Annotated in this window: 13 protein-coding genes and 1 tRNA gene; 4 read left to right on the forward strand and 10 right to left on the reverse strand. The window is 44.2% G+C overall.

What is annotated here, in order from left to right; translation table 11 throughout:
• Positions 1-38: 38 nt before the first annotated feature.
• From WKT12_RS11155 to WKT12_RS11200, 10 genes are all read right to left on the reverse strand, one after another.
• Positions 39-1,268, reverse strand: a complete 1,230-nt coding sequence (locus WKT12_RS11155; RefSeq protein WP_340319712.1) for a FimB/Mfa2 family fimbrial subunit — start codon at positions 1,266-1,268, stop codon at positions 39-41.
• Positions 1,265-5,617, reverse strand: a complete 4,353-nt coding sequence (locus tag WKT12_RS11160) for a hypothetical protein (RefSeq protein ID WP_340319713.1) — start codon at positions 5,615-5,617, stop codon at positions 1,265-1,267. The genes WKT12_RS11155 and WKT12_RS11160 overlap by 4 nt, the downstream gene beginning before the upstream one ends.
• 313 nt (positions 5,618-5,930) lie before the next feature.
• Positions 5,931-7,271: a FimB/Mfa2 family fimbrial subunit gene (locus WKT12_RS11165; RefSeq protein WP_340319714.1), complete on the reverse strand. Its 1,341-nt coding sequence runs from the start codon at positions 7,269-7,271 to the stop codon at positions 5,931-5,933.
• A gap of 37 nt (positions 7,272-7,308) precedes the next feature.
• Positions 7,309-8,238 (reverse strand): FimB/Mfa2 family fimbrial subunit, encoded by a 930-nt coding sequence (locus tag WKT12_RS11170; protein ID WP_340319715.1) that lies wholly within the window; start codon positions 8,236-8,238, stop codon positions 7,309-7,311.
• A gap of 4 nt (positions 8,239-8,242) precedes the next feature.
• Positions 8,243-10,018, reverse strand: a complete 1,776-nt coding sequence (locus tag WKT12_RS11175; protein WP_340319716.1) for a hypothetical protein — start codon at positions 10,016-10,018, stop codon at positions 8,243-8,245.
• Between the two features lie 11 nt (positions 10,019-10,029).
• On the reverse strand, positions 10,030-10,572 hold the full coding sequence (locus WKT12_RS11180; protein WP_340319717.1) for a DUF3575 domain-containing protein: 543 nt from the start codon (positions 10,570-10,572) through the stop codon (positions 10,030-10,032).
• Positions 10,573-10,686: 114 nt separating this feature from the next.
• Positions 10,687-11,559, reverse strand: coding sequence for a helix-turn-helix transcriptional regulator (locus WKT12_RS11185; protein WP_340319718.1), 873 nt, complete (start codon positions 11,557-11,559; stop codon positions 10,687-10,689).
• A 367-nt stretch (positions 11,560-11,926) separates the two neighbouring features.
• Complete coding sequence (locus WKT12_RS11190; protein WP_340319719.1) at positions 11,927-16,363, reverse strand: two-component regulator propeller domain-containing protein; 4,437 nt, start codon at positions 16,361-16,363, stop codon at positions 11,927-11,929.
• Between the two features lie 168 nt (positions 16,364-16,531).
• Positions 16,532-19,402, reverse strand: coding sequence for a TonB-dependent receptor (locus tag WKT12_RS11195; protein ID WP_340319720.1), 2,871 nt, complete (start codon positions 19,400-19,402; stop codon positions 16,532-16,534).
• An 83-nt stretch (positions 19,403-19,485) separates the two neighbouring features.
• Positions 19,486-19,893, reverse strand: coding sequence for a hypothetical protein (locus WKT12_RS11200; protein WP_340319721.1), 408 nt, complete (start codon positions 19,891-19,893; stop codon positions 19,486-19,488).
• A gap of 106 nt (positions 19,894-19,999) precedes the next feature.
• Between WKT12_RS11200 and aroB the strand changes: the two genes are divergently transcribed.
• The 4 genes from aroB (at position 20,000) to WKT12_RS11220 (ending at position 23,733) form a co-directional block, all read left to right on the forward strand.
• A complete protein-coding gene (aroB, locus tag WKT12_RS11205; RefSeq protein ID WP_340319722.1) occupies positions 20,000-21,061 on the forward strand; it encodes a 3-dehydroquinate synthase in 1,062 nt (353 codons plus the stop codon).
• A 188-nt stretch (positions 21,062-21,249) separates the two neighbouring features.
• Positions 21,250-21,324, forward strand: a tRNA-Pro gene (locus WKT12_RS11210).
• 126 nt (positions 21,325-21,450) lie between these two features.
• Positions 21,451-22,671 carry a site-specific integrase gene (locus WKT12_RS11215; RefSeq protein ID WP_340319723.1) on the forward strand — a complete coding sequence of 407 codons (1,221 nt, stop codon included), beginning with the start codon at positions 21,451-21,453 and terminating at the stop codon, positions 22,669-22,671.
• Positions 22,672-22,746: 75 nt separating this feature from the next.
• Positions 22,747-23,733, forward strand: a complete 987-nt coding sequence (locus WKT12_RS11220) for a hypothetical protein (protein ID WP_340319724.1) — start codon at positions 22,747-22,749, stop codon at positions 23,731-23,733.
• Positions 23,734-24,059: the final 326 nt, after the last annotated feature.

Here is a 24,059-nt window from a genome sequence, read left to right on the forward strand (position 1 = left end):
CTTCATACCCTTGTAACTACCTTACACAGTGCCAATTGTTATTCCAACACGCTAGAACAACTAATAGATTTTGACGGAGTTCCCAGACAATAAAAATGATTCGCCTCAATCGGGAAAAGATACTTGTCGAGATCGTCGATAATACCGGTACCTATATCAGTTTCGTCTTCGAATTCAAGATCATCACTATTTTGCCAAGGCTTCGTCAGACGTACCTTTTTGCTGGTACCCACAATACCAGTAATGGAGGTAGTCACAAACTCCGCTACAAGCGTATAGTCGTACAGCTCCCTATCTGGGATATTGACAGGCAGCATGAATGCCGTCATAGAGCATTTATAAGTAGGAGCTCCTGGAGCAATTCCAGAACCCGATTCAGGCTTAACCAAATCATCCTTTGTAAAGGTCTTATCCATCAGTACCCTGCCCTCTTCGTTGAAAGAATTACCTCCATAAGGACTGGTGATGTAATCTGTAATTCCACTTGCTGTTGGGGCACTGGGCAATAGTTTCACTTGCGTATTCTGCGAATTATAAAGCAAAATTCTCACGCGCTCTACTTCCTGCGGAATCTGATTCAGGCAAACCTGCAGACCTGCGACCCTGCGCCACAAATTAATCTCACCAATATTCTTGTCACTCTCCGACTTTGGCGTGAAATCTACAAAGCCTGTAAAGAATTCCGAATGTGCCATATCAGTCGGAGTTTTACCCTCTTGAAGTGTAATCGGATCAGTCAGCTTACTACCAATCTCAATAGACTCAAGCAATCCATAAGTTTCTATCGAGTTCATCCCGTCATAGTCTGGCATTTTATCTTGCTCTGTCGCTCCGTCTACACCTACCGCTACCAGCCGATAAGTTTTTCCGACCGTAAATGGATAAGCAAATGTATACTGCATTGCTGCCGTTTCAGTCGGAAGCGAATTAAAGTGTTCTCTCCACCCCACATTAAAGCGGGCTTTACACTCACCATTGGTTCCAGCTTCGTCCATTTCGTAAATATAGAGATATACATCCGTAACATGCTGTTTACCTCTAATTTCATGACCGTCATCTTGATTCAGATTGCCATCATAAACCGGCAAGGAAGTACGGGTCTGCAAGTCACTTTGAGCCGCAATGGTAACCGTTACTCCCTCAACAGTCTGTACCGGTTCATTCTCCTTGCTGCATGAGGCTCCCAGCAGGAGGAAGCCACACACAGTCAGGGCACAAAATACAGCATGTATGAATTGTTTCATTTTCATAACCCACTTTCCTTTCATTCTTTTACGAGATAGAAACGTCCGTTATTACTCTTCATCGCACCTGCATTTACTGTAAGCGAAGTACCGTCCAGCAGATAGCGATTTCCAGTCTGTTTGTCCACCAGTGTCCATCCCTTCCAGTTGCTGCCATAATTCAGGGTGAATTTTGTCTGTTGCGAACCGTCCTTTACCATGAATCCTAAATCCACACGAGCAGCATTCTTTATCTTCTGGATATCGAGCGCACGCTTGCCGGCTACGGTATACACCTTTACCTTCGGCATAAAGTCCTCGTCAATCAGTGAAACAACATCCTCCTTCGCATTGTATGCATCCGATGCTCCGGCACTGCGAAGCAGCGAACAAGAACTTACAGAGTTACCCGACACAGCCGAGATTTTCATTTCGCCTGCTGCCGGAACAGAAGCACTGCGGGAACTTCTGGTTGCGGTACTTGCAGAAGGCTGTACAAACATATCCGAGGTATAAGTTATATTAACATTGTCTGAAGCATAATCTCCTGACACCTCTACATAAAATGCCTGCAACGGTGCAATGGTGTTGCTCTGTTCTCCATATCCTTCAAAGCTTAAATCTCCGTTTTCACCTAAGGAAATTCTGACCAATCCCTCTTCTCCTCCGAAAACATTTTCAGAATCTATGATACGGATAGCCCGAACAGACTGATTATTTTTTGTTAGGAATGTCTTTATATCCAAATAACTCATAAACGGGTTACCTGCCACAAAATAGGTAGCTTCTTTTTCATCATTCCGCAATTCAAAAGTAAATGAACTACCTGCATGCTCCGGATTAAATCCACTCACTTCATAAGCAAATTTTCCATTCATATTTCTTGCCCCTTCCGGCAAATCTTCTGGTTTCACCTTTCCTCCGGAAAGCGTATAATAATTATATGTAGTATAATCTTTCGGGAAACGAAGACGATAAGAAGTCCCCCAATCATTTCCAACCATCATCTTGATGCCCTGTGCCTGCTCGTACGGCTGAGCCACGGCATTGAATGTACGGCTCCAGTCGGCAGTGGCAGCTACAGTACCGTTAGTACCAGAAGTTGCAGTTGTAACCGCACGACTGTACATTTTCTGGCGTACTATCGGATTGTGTCGCACTTCACGATAAGTATCCTCATTCAGCGGAGTAAAGTATGCCGGCATCTCAGGCGAAACAAACATATCGCCCGTAACCATGCCGTGAAGTGGAGTAGAAATCATATGATACATACCGCTTTGTACTTCCATTTCCACGTATGCACAGTCATACTCCAGATATTGTGTATTGAGTACAGCTGCTCCCGGTTCGAAATGAATATTCGCACAATAGTTACCGCCATAAAAATCATCTACACTACCCCAAGCTTTCAAGTCCGGATAACGTGTGGCTCCTGTAGGAATCACCACATTGGTACATCCCCAAGGAGAACCGTCCGTCCAGTTGCTCCAGTTGTTCCAGTCGGTATCTGCCGCATTTCTCTTCCAGGTAGTCTTCAGCGGATGTACCTGGGCACGCAGTCCGTTGTAAGTAGGCAATCCCGAAATAGAATAATCACCTACCGGCAATGACAATTCAAAGACATAACCGTCATTATCCGGCTTCAATGCAGCCTCCTGTTCTATCTTCTGTCCGTTGCCGTTATACGGATAGCAGGTAAATGTAAGTTTAGTTTTATCATCCTGAGCATCGACAGAGATACGTACATTACCCAAATAGGTTGTTTCATCCACACAAACATGTTCGGTTATACTCCTGTATGTAATGTCGGTTTCTCCTTGATCTTCCGGTTCTTCTGCACAATCGGGAATACCATTCCCATTGGCATCCGGACGGATATAGAAACCCGACAGCCAGACTGTTTCGAGCGCATCTGCCAGTGAAGGGAACGAAATACGTACTTCATCGTAATCCTGTAAAGGAGTAACCTCGATATAAGCCAGTCCGGCATCGCTTATCACCTCGATGGAAGCCAGTCCACCGGAAGTAGACTCACTTGCTACCGCCTGTCCACCATTGTATGCTGCTATTGTCACATTCTGAAGAACAGACGCATTCAGCACATATCCCGGCGTACGGAGTATGGCACCTACCGGCTGTCCGCCTCTGATGGAATTAAATTTTACAGCCACGGTAGAACGGCTTATCAGGCTGACTCCTGCTACAATAGAAGCCGCTGTCTGCTGACTGTTGTCGATTACGTACGACAGATTGTTCATGGTAGCCCCCACACTTGCCGCCGACGGAAATTTTGTTTCCGCATAGTTGATAGTTGCCCCATGTTTCTGTGCCGTAATCATTTCCATACAAGCCTCCGATGTTCCTGCATACTCTTCGCAAGTAACAGGTTCGTAGAAAGCATAATACAGACGGAAGGTATTCAAATTGACATTCAGCAAGCCTGCAGTCCAAAGCTCCACCTGATCGAATGTCTGATCTGTTTCCACATAAAAACGTAACTTGCTTCCGTCGTTTCCTACCAGTCCCACTCCTACCGCGTCATTTTCTGCCGTCAGTCCGGAAAACACCTCTTTACCATTATTATACAGTCTGATAAAGAAAAACTTCAAGACATCGGCACCCAGCAGTTGATTATTTGTCTGCATCACAAACCCCACACGGGTCTTTCCTCCTTGCGGAGCAATTTCTTTAGAAGAATGTACACCAGCCAGACTGCCAAACTGAATCAAGCTCAATACATTGGTAGCTTCTGCATAATTAGTATAATCAGCGTCAACCAGATTCTGGCGGTTGTTTATCTTATTGAACAAAGAAATACCTCCCTGCGATCCACTGGATTCAACCACTGTATACTGTCCTTGGTTCTCAGAAGTATTAATCATCATCGTATTACAACCCGCCTCAGCTTCTTTTTTATTACGATGAATCACCGCATACGACCATGAAGTTTCTCCTTCTCGGGTATATACAGCCCTTATTACATAGTCACCATTTACGGTCATGCCGGTCATGTGGTTGCCCGATATATTAGGAGGTGTAGCTCCTTCGGGATAACTAATAGGTGAATAACTTACAGTACCATCCGATGGTGTCGGGAGGTTGTAATAATCGGTAGAAATGGTATCATTGCCAATGGTGAAATAAGAGGATACATCTATCTCTACCGGGTCGCGGGAGTAGGCGTAATGGATGGTTGTTTTTTCCAATTTGACACTCAGTGGGAAGTCAATCTGTACTCCACGTGCAGCTTTTGTCGTAATAAAACTAAAATTCTTACTATTTCCTCCTACTGCAGAAAGACCAATACCTGTACTCAATTCCACCTCTTGTTGTGATTTATTACTCGCATCCAAAGCATGCATAGTAACACCGCCTAAATTTACATTTAAAAGAGTTGCAGTAGAAGTTCTAAAACCAATCTCACTGCCTGCAGGTATATCGGCATTAAAATTTACTCTAAATTTGGGCACTGATAGTAAAGCGTCAAGAGAGAAAGATAATCCATTATCCAAATCTGAGTCACAAAGCTCTTTTTTAGAATTCCACACACCTGCTCCCAAAATGTTCTCATATTCCTCTCCTTTCGCATCCTCATAAGTATATCCCTTAGCCGCAATTTTTTCAGGATTCTCCCCCACAAACGCATAGTAAAACTTAGCGCTCTGATTAACACTTACGTCAACGTTCACACCAGCATATCCCAAGCGGACTTCATCGAAAGGTTTTGTAGCATCAAAAGAAACTTCATACTTGCCACCAGCAACATTCAGCAAATTCAAATCAAGCAACTGAAATCCGCCTCCACTCTCAGATAAAGAAGAGTCCTGTACTTTACCGTTTAACAGTGTCTGAACATAAAAAGCTTTCAACACAGAAAGGTCCAGTACACCACCCTGAGGCTCATATACAAAACCAACCTTTACACCTTGCCCTCCGTTGTAATAAACCCTATTTACGTCACGAACAGAGAATATAGGTATACCTGCATCTACTTTAGCTAAACCGGAAACTGTTACTCCATTGGTTAAATCTTTATCAATGAGGAACTCCTGATTTTCATTATTCGCACCAACAGCTATCAATCCCTTAGTTATCTGGTTGATTACTCTTCCTTCACCCACCAAAGGGACACGACAATGGGGCTTGTATATAGCACCATATGTTTCATTCTGTTCTACATCAAGACCTGAGGTATTTTCATCCTCATTAACACGTGTTCCACCTTGTTCGAAAGATTGCATCGAGGGAAGTAAATCCTCATCGCGGCATGAATAAAATACAACTGTCAGCAGTGCAGCCAGAAGCAGCGGCACCGATGCAGACCATTTCTTTCCGGCTATTCGACAGGCGGAAAGAAAACTCCTTTGTCTGGATGTCTGGAAAAATACTCTCATTATCTTTTGGTTTTATAGTTTTTACAATATTACTTCACTTCCCCGTCGTGCATAAAGCGGTACTACCTGACTGCGGTTTTACGCGATGCTTTCTCTGAATAATGACGGAAAGCTGCCTGGCTCTTGCCTTCGGAATAATAATGAAAGACAGGCAGTCTTCCGGCTCCGATTCGTATCGTTCATGAAAAATCTCACTGTTGCCGGCGTCTTGCAGAAGAGCTTTTTGTTACTTGCCTTCGGAAGTTCAAAAAAACAGGGTAAAATAGTATTGCCTGCATGTCAGGCAATACTATTTGATTTATCGGTCTGAAAATTAATCCAGTTCCATTCCGTGAATAACTTCCCAGTTATCGTTTACTTTCAATACAAGTTCTTGCTTGTTGTTCAATGATTCTGGCTTGTCATCTGGATCTTCTGGATCTGGATCTGGATCAACACCCGGCTGTTCGGGATCTACTTCATCATTCATTCTGGTACCAATACCATACAAGTGGTTACGTACGAGGCTGTAGGTGTTTGAAGATTCACCAGAAAGAGAAGTGCTCCAGTCAGTAGATTCACTATTCCAGCATGTAATTGTTTGCTTCAACTGTTCATCCGCTGAACCCAGATTCACTTTCCAGCTTCTGAGTACTGTTCCACCTTCATTTGTCAATTGCAAAGTCAAAGTCTGTTTTCCATCTACATGTGCAAACGGGATAACAAATTCACCACCAAAAGCAGAACCTTTCTGGAAAGTAGGATGACCTTCTGAAGAATATGGATTCTTCCAATTATCACCCGCATCAATCAAATTATCACCGTCATTATCTGCAATATTTGTAAACCACTGAGTCAAATCAATAGAGCTAATCTCATAAGTTTCACTTCCAGATTTACCATTGGTACCGTTTACTACATATTTTACATTAACATCATTACCAGAACCATTTCCAGTAAGATCAAAGCTATTGAAATGACCAAGAACCAATGACTCATTCTGAGCACTTGCAACCAGTTTCAAATACTTAGCACCTTCCATATAAGGAATATCCTTAACATAAGCAAAAGCACCTGCTACCTGACGGTTCAGTACTATCGGCTCCTTGAAACCTTTTCCTTCTGTAACAGTCAATTCCATTATTTGTCCGGCAAAGATTTCTTCACCAATCTTATTCGCAGCGCCATCTTTAATTGGCAACACCATGTTTTCCTTGAAAGTACCTTCTTTTGCAACACTTGTTACAGCATCTAAAGTATAATCACTGTTACTGCTATAACCTACCGCATAAATCTTATAAGTACCGGCAGCAAGTTTATCTGCATCCTTCAGTTCGATAGTAGTCTGCCGACCGTGACCACCAGTAGTATATACTGTTGAACCATCAGTATTCCAATCAGAGATTTCTTTTACATATACCACCTTACCAGTATTATCACAAATCCACAGCTTTACATTCTCAATAGTCTGTTTAGCCTCAGCACTATACAGCGGACGTCCAGCACGGGTAGCCAGTCCGTCGCCACCATTTTCCACCTGCAATGTGATAATCTGAGCACCGTCAGTCACACTCTCTACACCATTTCCGTCTTGCACATAGACAACTTCCTTGTCGCAAGAATAGAATGACAATGAAGCCATCAAAGCCATTCCCAATAAGTAATTTTTCTTCATACTTAAAATTTTAAAATATAAATAATAACATTATCAATTAATCCAGTTCCATATTGTGCAGCAACTCCCAGTTGTCGTTCACCCGAAGGTAAATCTCGAAATCGCCCTCACCGCTTCCACCTTCGTCTACATACACATACTTCAGGATGGTAATCTCGTTACGCCCCATGGTGATGTTTACGTCCTGTGGTTCCAGCATAGGATAATAGGTTGCCCTGCCCTGAGTTCCGGCTGCCGACTTATCGAAGAATGTCACACTCAGCGTAGAACCTTCGTACGACGGAGAGGGACACATCAGGGTTTCGCTCTTTATCTCACTGCGTATTTCCTGCCAGTCGAGCTCGGTATGTATATCGGTCAGACTGGAATAATGGAAACCATTGTCCACAAAATTGAAAATATCCTGTATATCCTTGGTGGAGAAGTCGATGTTATCGGGGATTCCCTCAGCCTTGATAAGCAGGTTGCCCTTGGTACGCTCCATGGCAAGCGAATGTTTTTCGTTGCCGTAGCGGTAATCGAACGTGGCACTTGCCAGATAAACATCGTTTGCAGCCGCACCCACAGCTTCCATTTCTGCCGTAGTAGCATCTTCGCCCAGCGGTTCGTCGCTCTTCATGTTTCCCCATACGGTAAGGGTATATTTTCCATACGGCAGCGACTCGGGAAGGGTGATAAGCTGTGTCTGGTCGTCGTTGTCTACCGACGTAGTTTTCTGCTCTGCCACTACCTTTCCTTCGGCATCGTGTACAATGTAGTACAGCGTGCTCACGTAGTCGCGGAACGGCAGGTTTTCTGCCTTGCGCTCCATCAGTCCCAGCTTCACGGCATCGTCGATGTTGAAGTAGTTCTTGTCTTTTACCGTAAGTGTAACCTGCAGCGGCGGACAGGGAGGAACCGTATCGCGTATGCAACTGCTCCACAAAAGGCACATAGCCACCGGCAATACATATATTATGATCTTCATTCCTTTACTCATAGTCTTTTCCTCCTGTCAATGCTTGAAATGCCGGTGTCGTAAGGTAAGGAAGGAAATCGGGCTCGGTCTTCATTCGTTCCTTCAACCGGCTGTCGGGCAGTGCTTGTTTCAGAGGCGCAGCTACCTTTTCTGCCTCCAGCTGCATGCGTGCAGCTATCAGTGCACGTACGTATTCCGCCAGCGGACTATTATCCTCGCAGCGTTCCATAATGTAAGCAGCATGCTGCGTATCGCCTACACTCAGAGATACGACTGCCGCATTCACGTCTTCGTAGCCCTGCATCAGTGTGTATGCCTCCTGCAACTTTCTTTCCTGTGCCTTGAGCAATGCCAGGTTGTAGCGTGCCTGAGGCAGTTCGGTATTGGTCTGCAGCAGTTCGATTGCCTTTTCGTTGTTTTCCTTGTACACATATACGGCTGCCTTGGTATTCAGTACCTCGGGCGAATATTCCTTCAGTCCGTCAAGCACTGCCTCGGCCTCGTCTGCCTTGTCTTCACGCAGCAGGAGCACTGCCAGATTGTTGGCTGCCACCTGCGACTGCGGGAAGTAATGCAGAATGGTGCGGTATACTTCCTTCTTCTCTTCGGGAGTCTTCTTCAGCGTCGATACGCGCAGCAGCTCTTCTTCGTTGAAGGCATCGGGACGCTTGCCGTACATGTCGAGCAGTTCGGCATCGGTAGTGAAGCTCTTCAGTGTATACGTATATACATATTCTACCTTACGGTCTTTTTGCAGGTACTTGTTCTTGATGTCGTTCCAGCAAGACAGACGGCGGATATAGCGTTCTGCCACATCGTCGTTCTCGGCATTATACTTGTCGATGATTTCTCTCACTTTCAGCGAGTCGGGATGTCCGTCGGCTGTCATTGCCTGAAGCACCGGCATCCAGCCCTCGGGACGGGAACCGATACTGAAACGTGACGCCTGCGAAGCATTGAAATGAAGCTGGTCTACCAGCCAGTTCTTTGCCGAATTGGCACGGTTGCGAGCCAGCGTGGTATTGAAGGCATACGAACCGTCGGCCGACGCCATACCGTAAATGCTTACGCTGTTCAGCGTGGCAAGCGAGTCGGTCACGATTTTCTGCAGCGTGGCAAGCATGCGGTTCATCTCGTTGCGGTTATCGCCCAGCGACAGATTGATGTCGTAACGGTTTATCACAAACTGCAGCAAGGCTTCTCCCCTGCCTTCCATAATCTTGGGACGGATTACGAACTCCGGCTCAATCCAGTTAAGCTGAAGCGATTTCTTGGGTTCTATCAGGGTAGGGATGTTGTTGATGTAGGCAATATCTACGGTATCGGCAATGCTGCATTCACCACATCCGTCGGTAGACAGGACGGCAACAATGCGCCCGCCGTCGATATCGGCAGGAACAGCTACCCGCTCGGAATAGTTTACGTCGTATTCCTTGCGGTTGTTTACCTTGCGTGCGGCATTTGCCAGCGTATCTACATAGCCGTCGAGAAGCACACGGCGGTTCATCTTCTTACTATAAATAGGAGCATCGAACACCATGGGAGTATATTCTGCCAGCATCGAATCTTTCTGCAGCAACTGCGGAACGACAATGAGGCGGCTCCTGCCGGTAAAGGCATGGCTCGGGATATGGATGTTGACATCCACGTCGACAGTCGACATGCTGTCGGGGGTAAGCGTACGTACCGGTGTGACCGAAACTTTCTTACTCATACCCGATGATGCACAGCCAGCCACTCCCAGCGACAAGCATCCGGCACAAAACAAATATGTATATCTGAATTTCATATTGCAAACGTTTAAAAGATATAAGAAACCGATACAGCCAATTTTGTAAGCCCCCAATAATCTTTGGTCTTATCTTCGTGACACTTGCTGCAAGGTATGCGGGGACTCTCCTTATACCACAGACGGGCGTATCCGGCACCAATCAGTGCCTCCAGGTTCCAGTGCGACGACAATATCCAGTTATAGCCATAGGTGACACCTCCCCCGGCCAGATAACCGTCGTAACGCTTGTCGTTGAAACCTCCGTAATACTGTGCTCCGTGCAGGTGGACTCCCACGAAATGTCCTTCGAATTTCTCACAAAACCAATATCTCAACTCCGGCTGCACCAGCCAGAAACGCATTTTCTTGTCATCCTTGAACGTCCACGGATTGTATGCCAGCTGCCAGTCGGTGGTAAACTTCCGGCTTAAACCAATTTCGATGCTGGCGTTTGGAGTAGTAGCTCCCCAGTAAAGGGCGTTGGTCTTCAAAGCGACATTTTGAGCATTTCCACTACCTCCAAAATACAGAAAGGCGCAGAGAAAGAACAATTTTCTACTTTTCCGCATCATTAATAGTATCTTTTTGATTTCTTTGCAAAGGTAAGCCACTACCGAAGATTGAAAATTACAAATTCGCGTCAAAGAATTACACTTTACACGCATTGCCCGCAAGCGGACATCTGTTTATTCAAGCTGTCCGGCTTTTTCTTCAAGCGCTTCCTTACGCAATTCATTAGGTGTTTTTCCAAAATATTTTTTACAAAAGGTTGTCAGGTACGACGTAGAGGAAAACTGATACTTCTCTGCAATCTCAGTGAAAGGCAGGGTGCTCAGCGTGACATCGCTTCTTACAAACTCCTGCTTGCGCAGTAGCAGCCACGTCTTCGCCGTAGCATTGAAAGTTTCCTTGAAGCGCCGGTTAAACGTGCTCAGGCTCATGTTGGCACGTATGGCAAAATCCTTAACATCGAATATCGAACGGCTATTCATCAGCACAAAATCCTTGAACTCCATATCCTTACCCAAAATCGGATAGAAGAACAATGCCAATTCTTCCTTTGTATAGCCGGCACGTAGATACAAAAACAGCTCATCGCGCTTTATCTGATGGTAATGTACGCAACCCAGTCCCTCTCTTAAACTGCTGACAAGCAGAGGAAGAAAATTCTGAATACGTTCGTCCAGCTTCAGGCAATGGGGCTCCTGAGAAACTTCTCCAATTACATAATGCGACAACTGCTGGATAGAAAAGCGTGAGCACAACTTCAAGTCGCTAACAAAGGAACACAACAATAAAGTCGTAGCTTTACGGGCATAAGCAATAATCTGTTGATTTTTTGGCAGCAAAAATAAATGTCCCGACTGAGGATGAAAATATTTATCTACCCCATACCGTATCTCTACATCACCTTCCAGCATAAAGACCAAAAACGTAGTATCCAGATACTGACGTTCCACAACATGGCCTTCGGGGATTTCCTTCAATAAAAAAATTTTATTGAATCCTTCTGCGTAATTGGTGCAGGAAATATGTTCATTTTTATAAAAGAAAGCCATGATATACTATTACTTTATATTAAAACTCACCTATCCAAAAATCTTCTCTCATCAAAGAATCTTGATTTTTTCCCTTAAGAGAAGTGCAACAAATATAATAATTTCCCGATAAAATACACAAAAAACAAATTATTTTCCTAATAATCTATATACAAAACCGATATTTCATGCCTTTTTACCAGCATAAATGAGTCAGGCAATAAGAAAAAAAAACGACAGATTTTCACAGAAATACCGGCAGGCTATAGAGAAAATGCCGGCACCTACAGGCGTGTTTTTGTACAAAAAATCCGGAAATTTGTACAAAACCTCAAAAAGATTTGTACAAATTTCCGGAAAAGAACCAACGACAAGGAGCGAGAAGCCCTTACTTATTTTTTTGCTTATCCTTATATTCGGTAGGAGTCATGCCGAAACGCTGCTTGAAGCACTTGCTGAAATAGCGCGGATCGTTGATACCTACCATGTAAGATATCTGAGTCATGTTGAACTCGCCCGTTTCAATGAGCTGGGCAGCACGTTTCACACGCATTTCCTTGATAAATTCTATCGGAGCAAGCCCCGTCAGCGATTTCAGCTTCTTGAAAAAGACCGAACGGCTCACTGCCATTTCATGTACCAGATCGTCGACCACCAGTTCGCCGTTGTCGATATTGCGCTCCATAAAGTCGGTCAGACGGTCGAGGAAACGACGGTCCTGATCCGACATCATATCGACTTCCTCTTCCTCGTTCTCCACCTCGGAGGGATTGATGTTCATCAGACGGTCGCAGTAGAACTGGCGCAGCCTCTGCCGACGTGCCAGCAAATTGTCGACACGAGCTTCGAGGTAGGTCGCACTGAAAGGCTTGGTAATGTAACTGTCGGCACCCAGCTTCAAGCTCTGGAGCTTGGTATCCATATCGGTCTTTGCCGTAAGCAGCACGATAGGAATGTGGCTGGTGGTCAGTTCCTCACGCAGTTCACGAACCAGCGTAATACCGTCTTTTTCGGGCATCATGATGTCGCTGATAATGATATCGGGAACAAACTTCACGGCTTTTTCCAGTCCTTCCACCCCATTGACAGCCTCGATGATGCGGAAGCGTGAGCCGAATATGCTGCGCAGGAAAAATCTCAGTTCCAGATTGTCCTCGACAAGCAGCATGGTTGCTTCGGGAACGGTTTCACTTTTCTCCTTCTCGCCGGCAACAGAATCTCCGGCAGCCACTGCCACCACTTCATCGGGAACCTCCTGCTTGCTGATGGCATCCATCATCTGCACATTATCCGAGAGGACAAATTCCACCTCTTCGCCATAGTGCTCCTTTCCTTTCAGGAAGTCGACCATAAAGCAACTTCCTTCTCCTTCCTTACTCTCCACCCGTATGGTAGCATGATGCATCTCGACCAGCTCCTTTACCAGCGAAAGCCCGATACCCGAACTGTTCGGATTAAACAGATTCTTGTCGAGCAGGGTTTCGAAACGTACGAACAAAGAATTTTTCCTGCTTTCGGGAATACCGATACCCTGATCCTGCACGCCTACCGTCACGCTACCCTCATTGTCGTGTATAAATACGGTAATCGTCTTTCCGGGCTGCGTATACTTAAACGCGTTCGACAAGAGGTTGAATACTATTTTTTCCACCTTATCGGCATCTACCCACAGTTTCAGTTCATCCTGTTCGCTCTCGAAAATAAAGTCTATCTTGTTCGACTCTGCCACCGACTCGAAGTTCTCCATAATCTTGCGTACAAAGGCTACGATGTCTACCTGCTCCACACAAAGTTTCATCTTGTGATTCTGTATCTTGCGGAAGTCAAGTATCTGGTTGACCAGCCTCAGCATACGGTGTGTGTTACGCTCCACCACCTGCAACTGCTCGCGTACCTCCTTATTCAGGTCGGCACGCCTCAGAATATATTCCAGCGGTCCTTCTATCAGTGTAAGCGGAGTACGGAGCTCGTGCGAGATATTGGTAAAGAAACGCAGCTTCATGTCGGTAACCTGCTGTTCGACAGACACCTCATGCTTCAACCGGTAAATAAGGAACAATATATAAGCTCCTCCCAGCAAGACCAGCATAAACGCCACCACGTAAAGTACATACGCATAAGGAGTTTCCCAGAACGAAGGCTTGACGGTAATTTTCAGGCTATGTTCGTTTTCTACCCAGATGCCGGCTCCGTTCGTCGATTTCACACGGAAAACATAATTTCCCTTCGGCAGATTGGTATAGGTAGCCGTACGCTGCTTGCCCACGTAGTTCCATTCCTTGTCGAACCCCTCGAGAATATAAGCATACTGCACATTCTCGGGGAAACTCATGTCGAGTGCAGCAAACGCTAAAGTCACCGTATTCTCCTTGTGCGAAAGCCGGAGGTGCGACAAGCTGTTCAATGACTCGGGCAAAACAGACCCTGCTTGCGGCAAAACGATTTTATTGGCAATCTTCAAACCCGAAAAAATGATTTCAGGCACATAAGCATTCTTCCGTATCTGGGCAGGATTGAAACACAACAATCCCCTGTTTGTACCAAACATCAGGCGTCCGTCGCCGGAAGCAATTGCCGTACTTTCTTCGAACAGAAGCTCTTCTCCGATTTCCTGCTTCAAGTAATTGTCGAAATGGTGATTTGCAACATTCATCTTGCTTAATCCGCTTTCCGATCCCATCCAGACGTTTCCGCTCTTGTCTTCGGCAAGCGAGAAAAGCACGTCAGTAGGAAGCCCGTCTTTGGTACCATAGGCCAGAAACAGTGCATTGCCCTGCTTGTCGACGCTTTTCAGTTCATTCAGTCCTCCGCCAAACGTAGCAAAGAACAGACGGTTATCGTGAGTAAGCAGAATATCGTATATATCGTTGCACGTCAACGTTTCCCGCTGGCCGGGTATATATACATGGAGGTGGAAATTGATACTGCCGGGGTGTGCAAACTTTTCGCTGAAGGACAACAGTCCGTTGGAAGTAGCCACCCACAGCATTCCATTCCGGTCGTGCCTGATGCGGCGTGCCTTGTAACAGCGCTCTATCGGATACGATTTCAGGTTATTCCGCGAGTTGACAAAACGGACACTACCGTCGTCACGGCGTTCGATATAATTGATACCCCCTCCGAAAGTAACCACCCAGATGCGCCCGTAACCATCCTCGCACAAATCGTACACACTGTTATGGCTCAAGCTGTAAATATCGCCGGCATCGTATGTATAGTGCAGCAACCTGTATGCATCTCCCTGAGGAATCAACTGAAGCAGTCCGTTTCCCTTGGTAGCAATCCATATATTGCCTTTCGAATCTTCTATAATCTTGTAAGCCGATCCCTTGAAAAGAGTACCCGCAGAAGCAATCCTCCCGTCTGTCGTCAGATACCCCCGGCGTTTGAAATCGAGCGAATAAACAGATATCTTGCCGTCGCGCGTACCTATCCAGAGTTGCTTGCGCGAATCCACGCAAAGCGCACGTACCTGATTGGCATTGGTATCGTAGTTACAGTCGAGCGGTTTCAGCAGGTTAAATTCATTTTTAAAGAAAGTCACCTTGTCCAGCCCCTTCGAGTGTGTTCCCAGCCACAGGTTGCCCTGATGGTCGAGCATCATGGCATGCAGCTTGTTCGAAAAGCGCCAGGAGTCGGCACCGGTCTCGTTGTAAAACGGCAGCAGACAGTTCTGCCTTCTGTCGAACCACGACAATCCTCCTCCCAACGGATGTACCCACAAATCACCCTGCTTATCTTCACAAACGGCAAACTTAGGCGCATCACCCGGTTCCTGCTCTACCGAGGCTTGCTCTACCTTGAATACTCCGGTAGAAGGATTGAAGTGGCATACGCAGCCCACTTTCTGCACTTCAAACCAGACCTCGCTGTGGCTGTCTACATACAGCGAACGGACAGGAAAACGGGAAAAATCGAATTTATCTGCCGGATTATAATAAGTCAGATTATCCAGCGACTCATCGCTCACCACGAATCCCGACTTGCGGGTAGCCATAATAATTTTATTACCAGCCAGCCGGCGAATGGCAACAATATCGTCCTCCAAAGACAATTCCTTCAACTCGAAAGATTCATCCTTCAGCGAATACTTCCATATCCTTCCGTAGCCGGAAGTAAAATAAACGTGTTCGTTCACGGAAACCGCCGAAAAAAAAGACTGCCCCGCACGCCCCGATTCCAAATGCGTATTTACGAAAAAAGAAGATTTCTTTCCGGTGCTGCCATCTATCGCAAACAACCCGTCCTGAGTAAGCAGCCATTCCTTGTTCTTCGCATCCAGAAAGACCGTATTGATAGCCGTGCCCTTCTCCTTGGCAGCCGTAGACAGATACACCTTCGATGTAAGTTTGCCCGTCTTACTGTCGGGCACTACCCTGATGCCTCCATTCTTGTCGGTAAGCAGCCATACCGTACCATTGTCGAGCGGCAGGATAGACGTGACAGCCAAATCTTTGCCAGTCCCCTCGGCCGGTACTTCTGTAAATGTTTCCATCCGCTTATCGAAACGGAACACCCTGCCATCGTAAGTAATGCACCACACATCCCCATGTCTGTCTACCTGCAGATGGTCTACCCGATTGGAACTCCAGCGCATTTCGTTTTCCTTACGTGCCTTGTACACCTTGAAGTCGTAGCCGTCGAAGCGGTTGATACCATCCCACGTAGCAAACCATATCATTCCGTCGTGGTCTTGTACCATATCCATAACCGAATTCTCCGACAAACCGTTCTCCTGCGAATAATGAGTAAATGTACAATTCAGTTGAGCATTAGCTAAAACACTGAAAGACAAGAACAAAAGAATGTTTAAAAGTTTTTTCATAACATTATATTCAGCGATGCGAGCAAAAGTAATGAAAATTAAATGATTCCGCAAACATGTAAAGACAGTAAAACACCCTTACTATAACCTAAAAAGAGTTTCATCTTTTCCCTGCCGAGAGGTAGTGATGAAACTCTTTCAGATTTTATAACTCTAACCTTCTAAAAATCAGAAACGACGGTGAGGAGGTCCGCCGAATCCTCCTCTGGGGCCTCCCATTCCGGGTCCGCCCTTGGCAGCACCTTTTCCGCCAAACAGATTCAGGCGGTAAATAAAGTGTACCATGCAATAACTGTAAATGGCATTGTATTCGGTATCCTGACGCATGGCAGCACTGATAGTACGGCTGATGTTGCTCTGGTTTCTCAGGATATCGTAGAACTGAATGCTCACCGTAGCGGCATTACCCTTGAGGAAATCCTGAGAGATCTGTGCATTCCAGATCAGTTCATCGGTATTCATGCTCGAGTCTGTATATCCTCTACGCGAGTTCTGCGACAAGTCGGTAGATATTGACATGTTCCACGGCAACCGCACGTTGGTGCTGGCACCATAAGCAAACTGATAAGTATCCATATTGTTGCTTTCCTGATAGCTGTTGCGCGAATGAGTATAATCCAGCGATCCGTTCAGCGAGAACTCCCACCAGTCATTGCGGTAAGTACCTCTCAAGCGTTCTCCCAACGACAGGCGCTTGGTAGTATTCTTGTCGGTATCGGTCACTACCGTCTTATCGCTGATGTAGCTTATCATATTCTGGTAATTTGCACGAGTAAATGTATTGATGGTATACTTCTTATTACGCAAAGCGGTATTGGTACCCACCATTCCCATCAGGTTCCAGTTTCCGTTGATATTTTCAGGAGTAGTAACATATCCACCCGTCTGCGGATCGTATACCCTACGGTTACTGATGTCGTTCAGTACATTCTGATAGCGGAAGAACGAGAACATACCCCGCTGCTTGTCTGTATTGAAGAAATTATATTCGGCACGCAACTCGTTGGTAAACGTAGGCTTCAGTCCCGGGTTACCGTTCTGGATATTCAGCGGGTCGGTATTATCCGAAATAGGCAGCAAGTCTACCATGTCCGGCTGTGCAGCCTTTCCACGATAACGCAGACGCAACTGGCTTGTCTTGGAGAATTTATAACGGAAGTCGAACGTCGGAGTAAAATTGAATACATTTCTGACGGTCATCGTATCCAGCTCTCCTTTCTTATACGACAAATCCGATTTCTGCGGCTGGAAGCTGACTCCGGCATTCAGACTCATCTTCTCGCGCACCCAGCGGAATGTCACATCCATCTGGTGATTATAGTAATTGTATGCAGCGCTCTTGCTCAGGTCGGTATTATAAACACCCTGAATATCACCGTTCACTCCATCGTTCACAGTCCATTCATTTCCCATGTCGAACGTAGAATTGTCGGTTGTAGAATGCTTATACTGGAAGTTGTAGCTGAACTGCAGGAAGCCTCCTCTGAAAATCGGCTCGCTATACGTCAGCTTTGCACTATAGTCGGATGTTTTGGTAGGAGTCGTTATATAACGGTTCAATATTTCCAGCCTTTCCTCCGGAGTTTTCTGGAAATAGTCGGTTCTGGAAGTTGAGAACTGCTCGCTGCTGCTGTTCGTATAATTATACTTTCCACGGAAAGTAATATTTCTGCCAGCCTTGCCCAGACGGCGATTGACGATGACAGAACCTCCAGCCGTAAGGTCATCTCCTTTCTTCAAGGTATTTTTCAAGACCGTATTTACGATATCCTCTTCGGGTACGAGCGAGGTCAAATCGTCGGTACCAAACAATTCGTCGGTAGAATATCCGGGGTCCTGTCCGAATGTATAAGAGTTCTGTCCGGTAGAGTTATCAGTCTTTCCATAGCTGATACGCGGACGGAAAATGAAAGTTGTCATCGTATCCGGTTTCCACTCAATGTATGCATCGCCCACAAAGTTTGTCGTCTTGTTGCGGGAATGATCCATCGCGTTCTTAAACGAACTGCTTTCCGACGACACAAACGTTTCGGAAGCCTGCTTGCTGACTATATCGGCATCCTTGTAATTGAAGTTTACACTACCTTCTGTTTTCAGTTTTTCTCTCTCGGTAGCAAAATTGATACCGAACATCTTTATGGCAGTCAGTCCGTTATTTCCCTTACGGAAACCACCTCCGCCACCGGGGAAACTATTGTCGTTGACATTGTTCAGCGATCCGATGGCAGTAAACTGTTTCTTACCCTGAAAGTAATTGACCATTGCCTTTCCGCTGTAACGGTCTTTTGTTCCGGCGGCAACATCCACATTACCCATCCATCCCTTGTTCATGCCCGGCTTTACAGTCAGGTCGAGTACCGTTTCTTCCTCACCGTCGTCCACTCCCGTCATCCGGGCCATATCCGACTGTTTTTCGTAGGCACGTATCTTATCGATAATATTCACCGGCAAGTTCTTCATGGCAATATTCGGGTCGTCGGCAAAGAATTCCTTGCCGTCAATCATAATCTTATTGATTTCCTTACCGTTGATTGTTATTTTTCCATCATCGTCGATTTCGGCCCCCGGCAACTTCTTGACCAGCTCCTCCAATGCCGATCCTTCGGGCACACGATAGGCAGAACTGTTGTATACCAGCGTATCTTCGGAAGCAGTAACCTCGGGAGCCTGCGCCACTACGACCGCTCCTTCAAGCATGATAGCATCCGAATGCAGCTTGATAGTACCCAGACTGACACGCGGTTTCGCCTTTGTGAGCGTGACCGACTGGAATGTCGGTGTATACCCCACGAAAGACACCTTCAACAAATATTTTCCAGGACGCACAGACAAGGCAAATCGCCCATCGTTGTTCGTTACATCTCCTGTAACCATCGAACTGTCCTTCACTGCAAGTATCTGTACCGTAGCCTGCATAACCGGCGAATTGTCATCATTGTCGACAACAGTTCCCGAAACTAAACCTTTGCTACCTCCGCTTTGTGCAAAAGCAACTATCCCGCAGGATACCAGTAGCAACCCCATCACCCATTTTTTCATTCTTATAATCTAATACAATGTTTTCAACGTTGGTTTGACATTGAAACATTTTAAAGGTTTAATTGCTAAACCTTTTTTAATGATTATTTTCTTCTGAATGTTTTTTCGATGCGATGCTTCTGCAAGAAAAACTCCCAGCAGAGGACGTTGATAATCATGTATACAATACCGACTGAATTGTCGGCTACCTGCAAATCATGGCTGATGGTGCCTTTTACTAACATCACGATATAATATACTCCCCACAAGTATAAGGCATATTTCATAGACTTGCCACGAATACCGGCAATCTCTTCGTTCTCTTCTTTTGCCCTTGCCAGAAAGATCATGAACAGTGATATCCAGATGACCAGCTTCATTCCCAACTTGATATACAGCAGATTACCATCGTGTACAAGTCCGAACATATACATCAGCAAAGGTACAAAAACAGAAAAAATAAGCAATACGTAACCTACATATCTACATGCAACGGGTAATATTCCTTTCATAAAAAAATCAATTATTGGTAAATACTGTACAAAAATAATTAATTGTCAACGTACAGACATCTACTTTTTACTTTTTTTCTATTTTTGCAAGAAAAACGAGAGATTTATGAGCAAACAAGAAGTTGTAATCTGTCACGCACTGGAAGAAAACCTGCAGCATGCGGTTGCCAGCCAGCCGTACGACAAAGTGTTTATCCTGACCGATGAGCACACACGCATGTACTGCCTTCCCATCATCGAGAAATATCCGTTTCTGGCTCATGCCGAACATATCTGTATAGGAGTAGAAGATATACACAAGAATCTGGAAACCCTTGCTTACGTATGGAATCAGTTGAGCAGCAAGGGGGGGACACGCCATTCACTGCTGATTAACCTTGGTGGCGGCATGGTAACCGACCTGGGCGGCTTCGCTGCGGCCACTTTCAAACGGGGTATCGACATGATTAATATTCCGACTACCCTGCTGGCCATGGTAGATGCTTCGGTAGGAGGCAAAACAGGCATCAACTTCAATGGCTTGAAAAATGAAATCGGAGCGTTTGCCCCTGCCAACTATGTACTGATAGACTGCGAGTTTCTGAAATCGCTCGACCATCCTAATATCTTGTCGGGATATGCCGAAATGCTGAAGCACGGACTTATCAGCAATGTAGATCACTGGAGCGAGCTTCTTAATTTCAGTCTGGAGCATGTGGATTACAAGCACTTGCAGAAGTTGGTAGACACATCTATCCAGGTAAAGGAAAAAGTCGTGGAACAAGATCCGTTTGAGAAGGGTATCCGTAAGGCTCTGAACTTTGGACATACCATAGGACATGCTTTCGAAAGCTTTGCCCTCGAAACCAAACATCCTGTACTGCACGGATATGCGGTAGCCTGGGGTATGGTGTGCGAATTGTATTATTCTCACCTGAAAGTCGGCTTCCCTAAGGACAAACTACGCCAGACCATACAGTTCATCAAAGATCATTACGGAAAACTGGAATTCAGTTGCAAGGATTATGAGCGCCTGTATGAGTTCATGAAGCATGACAAGAAAAATTCCTCACTGGGTAACGTCAACTTTACCTTGCTGGGAGAGATTGGTGATGTCCATATCAACCAGACGGCTACTCAGGATGAGGTGTACGACATGTTCGACTTCTACAGCGAAACAATGGGCTAAACGGTCGGAGCCGTTGCAGGAGCAGTAATTTTTCAGGAATGCTGGAAGCAAAGTCTATTTCTTTTGTTTTCAAACATAACTACAAAACCTGATATTTTGCAGCAACGTGCTCTTCCTAAAAAAGTAGAAAAAACTATCCGAAATAATTTGTTAGTTTAAAATAAAGCCTTACCTTTGCATCCGCAATTCGGGGTGTAGCTCAGCCCGGTTAGAGTACGCGTCTGGGGGGCGTGTGGTCGCTGGTTCGAATCCAGTCACCCCGACTGGTAAAAAGCATTGATAATCTGATGATTGTCGATGCTTTTTTGTTTTTATATAGTTTATAAAGCTATAGCGGTTGACGCTGTGGTTGACGCGAAAAGTCAACCAAGAAGTCAACCGTATTTTTTATGAAAGCTGCAATTTCTATTATTTGCTACAAGCATAAAGTGCTTGCAAACGGAGAATCGCCATTAATGGTAAGAATAGCCAAAGATGGAAAACGTACAATGAAAAGTTTAGGCATATCCGTTAATCCTCAACACTGGGACTTTAGTAAAAACCAACCAAGAACAAATTGTCCCAATAGAAATCAAATCAAACAAATCATTCTGAAAACTGAAATGGAATATCAGTCTAAGGTACTTGATAAAGAGCTCAAAAAGGAGGAATTCACGGCATCTTCCCTTATCAATGAACAGAAAGATTCAATTAAAGCAAAAACGGTTGAAGAATTCTACCTGTCACTAATCGAAGATTTAAAGCAGAAAGGTAGAATTGGTAATAGTTATGCTTACCTAAACTCATACAATACCCTGCGCAATTTCAATAAAGGTAAAAAGCTAAATTATACTTTCAGCCATATCGACGTTTCTTTCTGCAAAAAATTTGAGGACTGGATGCGAAGTAAAGGGAACAAAGACACAACTCTCAGTTATCAGTTCCGTACTTTACGAGCTACCTATAATAAAGCAATAGAAGCAAAGATAGTGGCACGTGAAAAGAATCCGTTTATTGAATACAAGTTAAGCCACTTCAATACCAAAACTATTAAAAGAGCCTTATCCAAAAATGATATTCTGAAAATTATAAATGCAGATTGTACAAATCAAAGTAGACTTAGACAACTTACTCACGATTTGTTTTCTTTCTCCTATTTATGTGGAGGAATCTCGTTTGTGGATATTGCTAACTTGACGCATCATAACATTGTTGAGGACAGACTGATTTACCAAAGACAAAAAACACATGGCAATATCAATCTTCTATTATCAAAAGAAGCCTCAACAATAATTGCAAAATATTCTACTTATCAACAAGAAGCAGAATATCTATTTCCTATTTTACATTGCAAACGGCATATAACACCCATGCAAAAAAGTAACAGAGTACATAAAATCTGCCATCAAGTAAATACTGAATTGAGAGCCTTTGCTAAAGAACTAGGGATAACGGCAGAAGTAACCACATACGTTGCTCGACATTCATTCGCTACCATATTAAAGAAATCTGGAGTAAACATTGGAATCATATCACAAGCTTTAGGACACCAAGATATAAAAACTACCCAGATATATCTTAGTAAATTTGATAACGAACAAGTGGATGATGCAATGAAGAATCTATTATAATAAAAAGAAGTCTGTAGTCTGAAAAGATTGCAGACTTTTCTCTTATTTTGCAGTATAACAAACATAACATGGTCAATGAAACAATTGCAATTAATAGAGGAACTACCAGATTTAAAGATAGGTTGGTATGAAAGCTATAAATGCCTTGATGAACCACTTCTGGAATATGTGTGGGAAGTAGCCAATCACTTCCTACCCGATTATGAAGATGTATCTTCCGCACCAGCCATATTTGCCAACAGATATGCGGAAAGAAATCTATCTGATGAAGAAAGATACGAGAGAGCCAAAGAGATGAAAACATTCAAAGGAACTTTGGAAGAATACAAGAAACGAGAATACAGAAAATTGGACGATTCTTTCAAAGAGAAATTTTTATCTAATGAAGATTTACAGAATACCATTGAAGCGTATAAGTTAGATGTTAGCAAGTTTTGGTATCTGCTTCTGTTCGTGTATGACTTTATAGAAGATATTGGTACAAATGCACCCATTATGGGAAAGTCCGTACTTGAAGACTTTGCTACTTTTCTAACTAAATTGTGTGATGCGTCAAGTATTACTTTGAAGCAAGGCAATAAAAAAAGTTATTATACAGAAAGAGAAGATTTGATAAATATCATTCAAATTGCAATTCATCATTTCAGTAAATCATACACAAAGATTATAAATAGTAACAAAGACAGAGAAACAAAAATCAAACAGTTAAAAGAGATAGGCTTGAAAGGCTTTATAGACAATAGCTTGTTATCAAAGATGGATTTTAAAGAAAAGTTCAGTCTTGACATATCTCATAAAAAATGGAAATTTACTGATATGTTTCTATTCTTTATAGAAAACAGAAAAGCTACCACCATACCCAATAAAAAAGTAAAGGTATCTAAAGACAAGATGATACTTATTTCGAGACTTATCTATACTGTAGGTTATGATGGTAAAAGATATAATGAAGAATACGATTCAGAGAACAATAAAAACAGAATGTTATCCAATCTCCTTAGAAGATACAAGAATGAAAAATTTCCGTCTGTCATAGCTAATAACTACATGGTAATTTCTTAAATAACATACATAAAACCATAGCAGAAATGCGTACTGAAAGGCTTATTTTTTCGGTACGCATTTTTTTTACGTACTAAAATAGACATGCTTTCTACACACATGGGCATTAGGCAAAACGCTTTATTACCCCTTATTTCTTTCCTAATTTTGCAATGTCAAAAGGACAAGAGAACATTGAAAGGTTAAACGGGAATGATTCATTCCATTCAGCATATTAAGGAAGTTCGCTCCGAAGAATAGTAAGGGAGAATTAAGGTCATTACCGATAACCAAGTAAACAAATCTTAGAATTTTGAAAACAGCAATCAAAGACAGTAAGGCGCCAA

The sequence above is a fragment of the Phocaeicola sp. HCN-6420 genome, assembly GCF_037890145.1.
Classification (GTDB): Bacteria; Bacteroidota; Bacteroidia; order Bacteroidales; family Bacteroidaceae; genus Phocaeicola.

Bases quoted from the DNA above. Each gene is read 5' to 3' on its own strand.
- aroB (WP_340319722.1), top strand. From the start codon at position 20,000: ATGAGCAAACAAGAAGTTGTAATCTGTCACGCACTGGAAGAAAACCTG.
- WKT12_RS11180 (WP_340319717.1), bottom strand. From the start codon at position 10,572: ATGATGCGGAAAAGTAGAAAATTGTTCTTTCTCTGCGCCTTTCTGTAT.
- WKT12_RS11200 (WP_340319721.1), bottom strand. From the start codon at position 19,893: ATGAAAGGAATATTACCCGTTGCATGTAGATATGTAGGTTACGTATTG.
- WKT12_RS11165 (WP_340319714.1), bottom strand. From the start codon at position 7,271: ATGAAGAAAAATTACTTATTGGGAATGGCTTTGATGGCTTCATTGTCA.
- WKT12_RS11155 (WP_340319712.1), bottom strand. From the start codon at position 1,268: ATGAAAGGAAAGTGGGTTATGAAAATGAAACAATTCATACATGCTGTA.
- WKT12_RS11175 (WP_340319716.1), bottom strand. From the start codon at position 10,018: ATGAAATTCAGATATACATATTTGTTTTGTGCCGGATGCTTGTCGCTG.
- WKT12_RS11215 (WP_340319723.1), top strand. From the start codon at position 21,451: ATGAAAGCTGCAATTTCTATTATTTGCTACAAGCATAAAGTGCTTGCA.
- WKT12_RS11160 (WP_340319713.1), bottom strand. From the start codon at position 5,617: ATGAGAGTATTTTTCCAGACATCCAGACAAAGGAGTTTTCTTTCCGCC.
- WKT12_RS11190 (WP_340319719.1), bottom strand. From the start codon at position 16,363: ATGAAAAAACTTTTAAACATTCTTTTGTTCTTGTCTTTCAGTGTTTTA.
- WKT12_RS11185 (WP_340319718.1), bottom strand. From the start codon at position 11,559: ATGGCTTTCTTTTATAAAAATGAACATATTTCCTGCACCAATTACGCA.
- WKT12_RS11170 (WP_340319715.1), bottom strand. From the start codon at position 8,238: ATGAAGATCATAATATATGTATTGCCGGTGGCTATGTGCCTTTTGTGG.
- WKT12_RS11220 (WP_340319724.1), top strand. From the start codon at position 22,747: ATGAAACAATTGCAATTAATAGAGGAACTACCAGATTTAAAGATAGGT.
- WKT12_RS11195 (WP_340319720.1), bottom strand. From the start codon at position 19,402: ATGAAAAAATGGGTGATGGGGTTGCTACTGGTATCCTGCGGGATAGTT.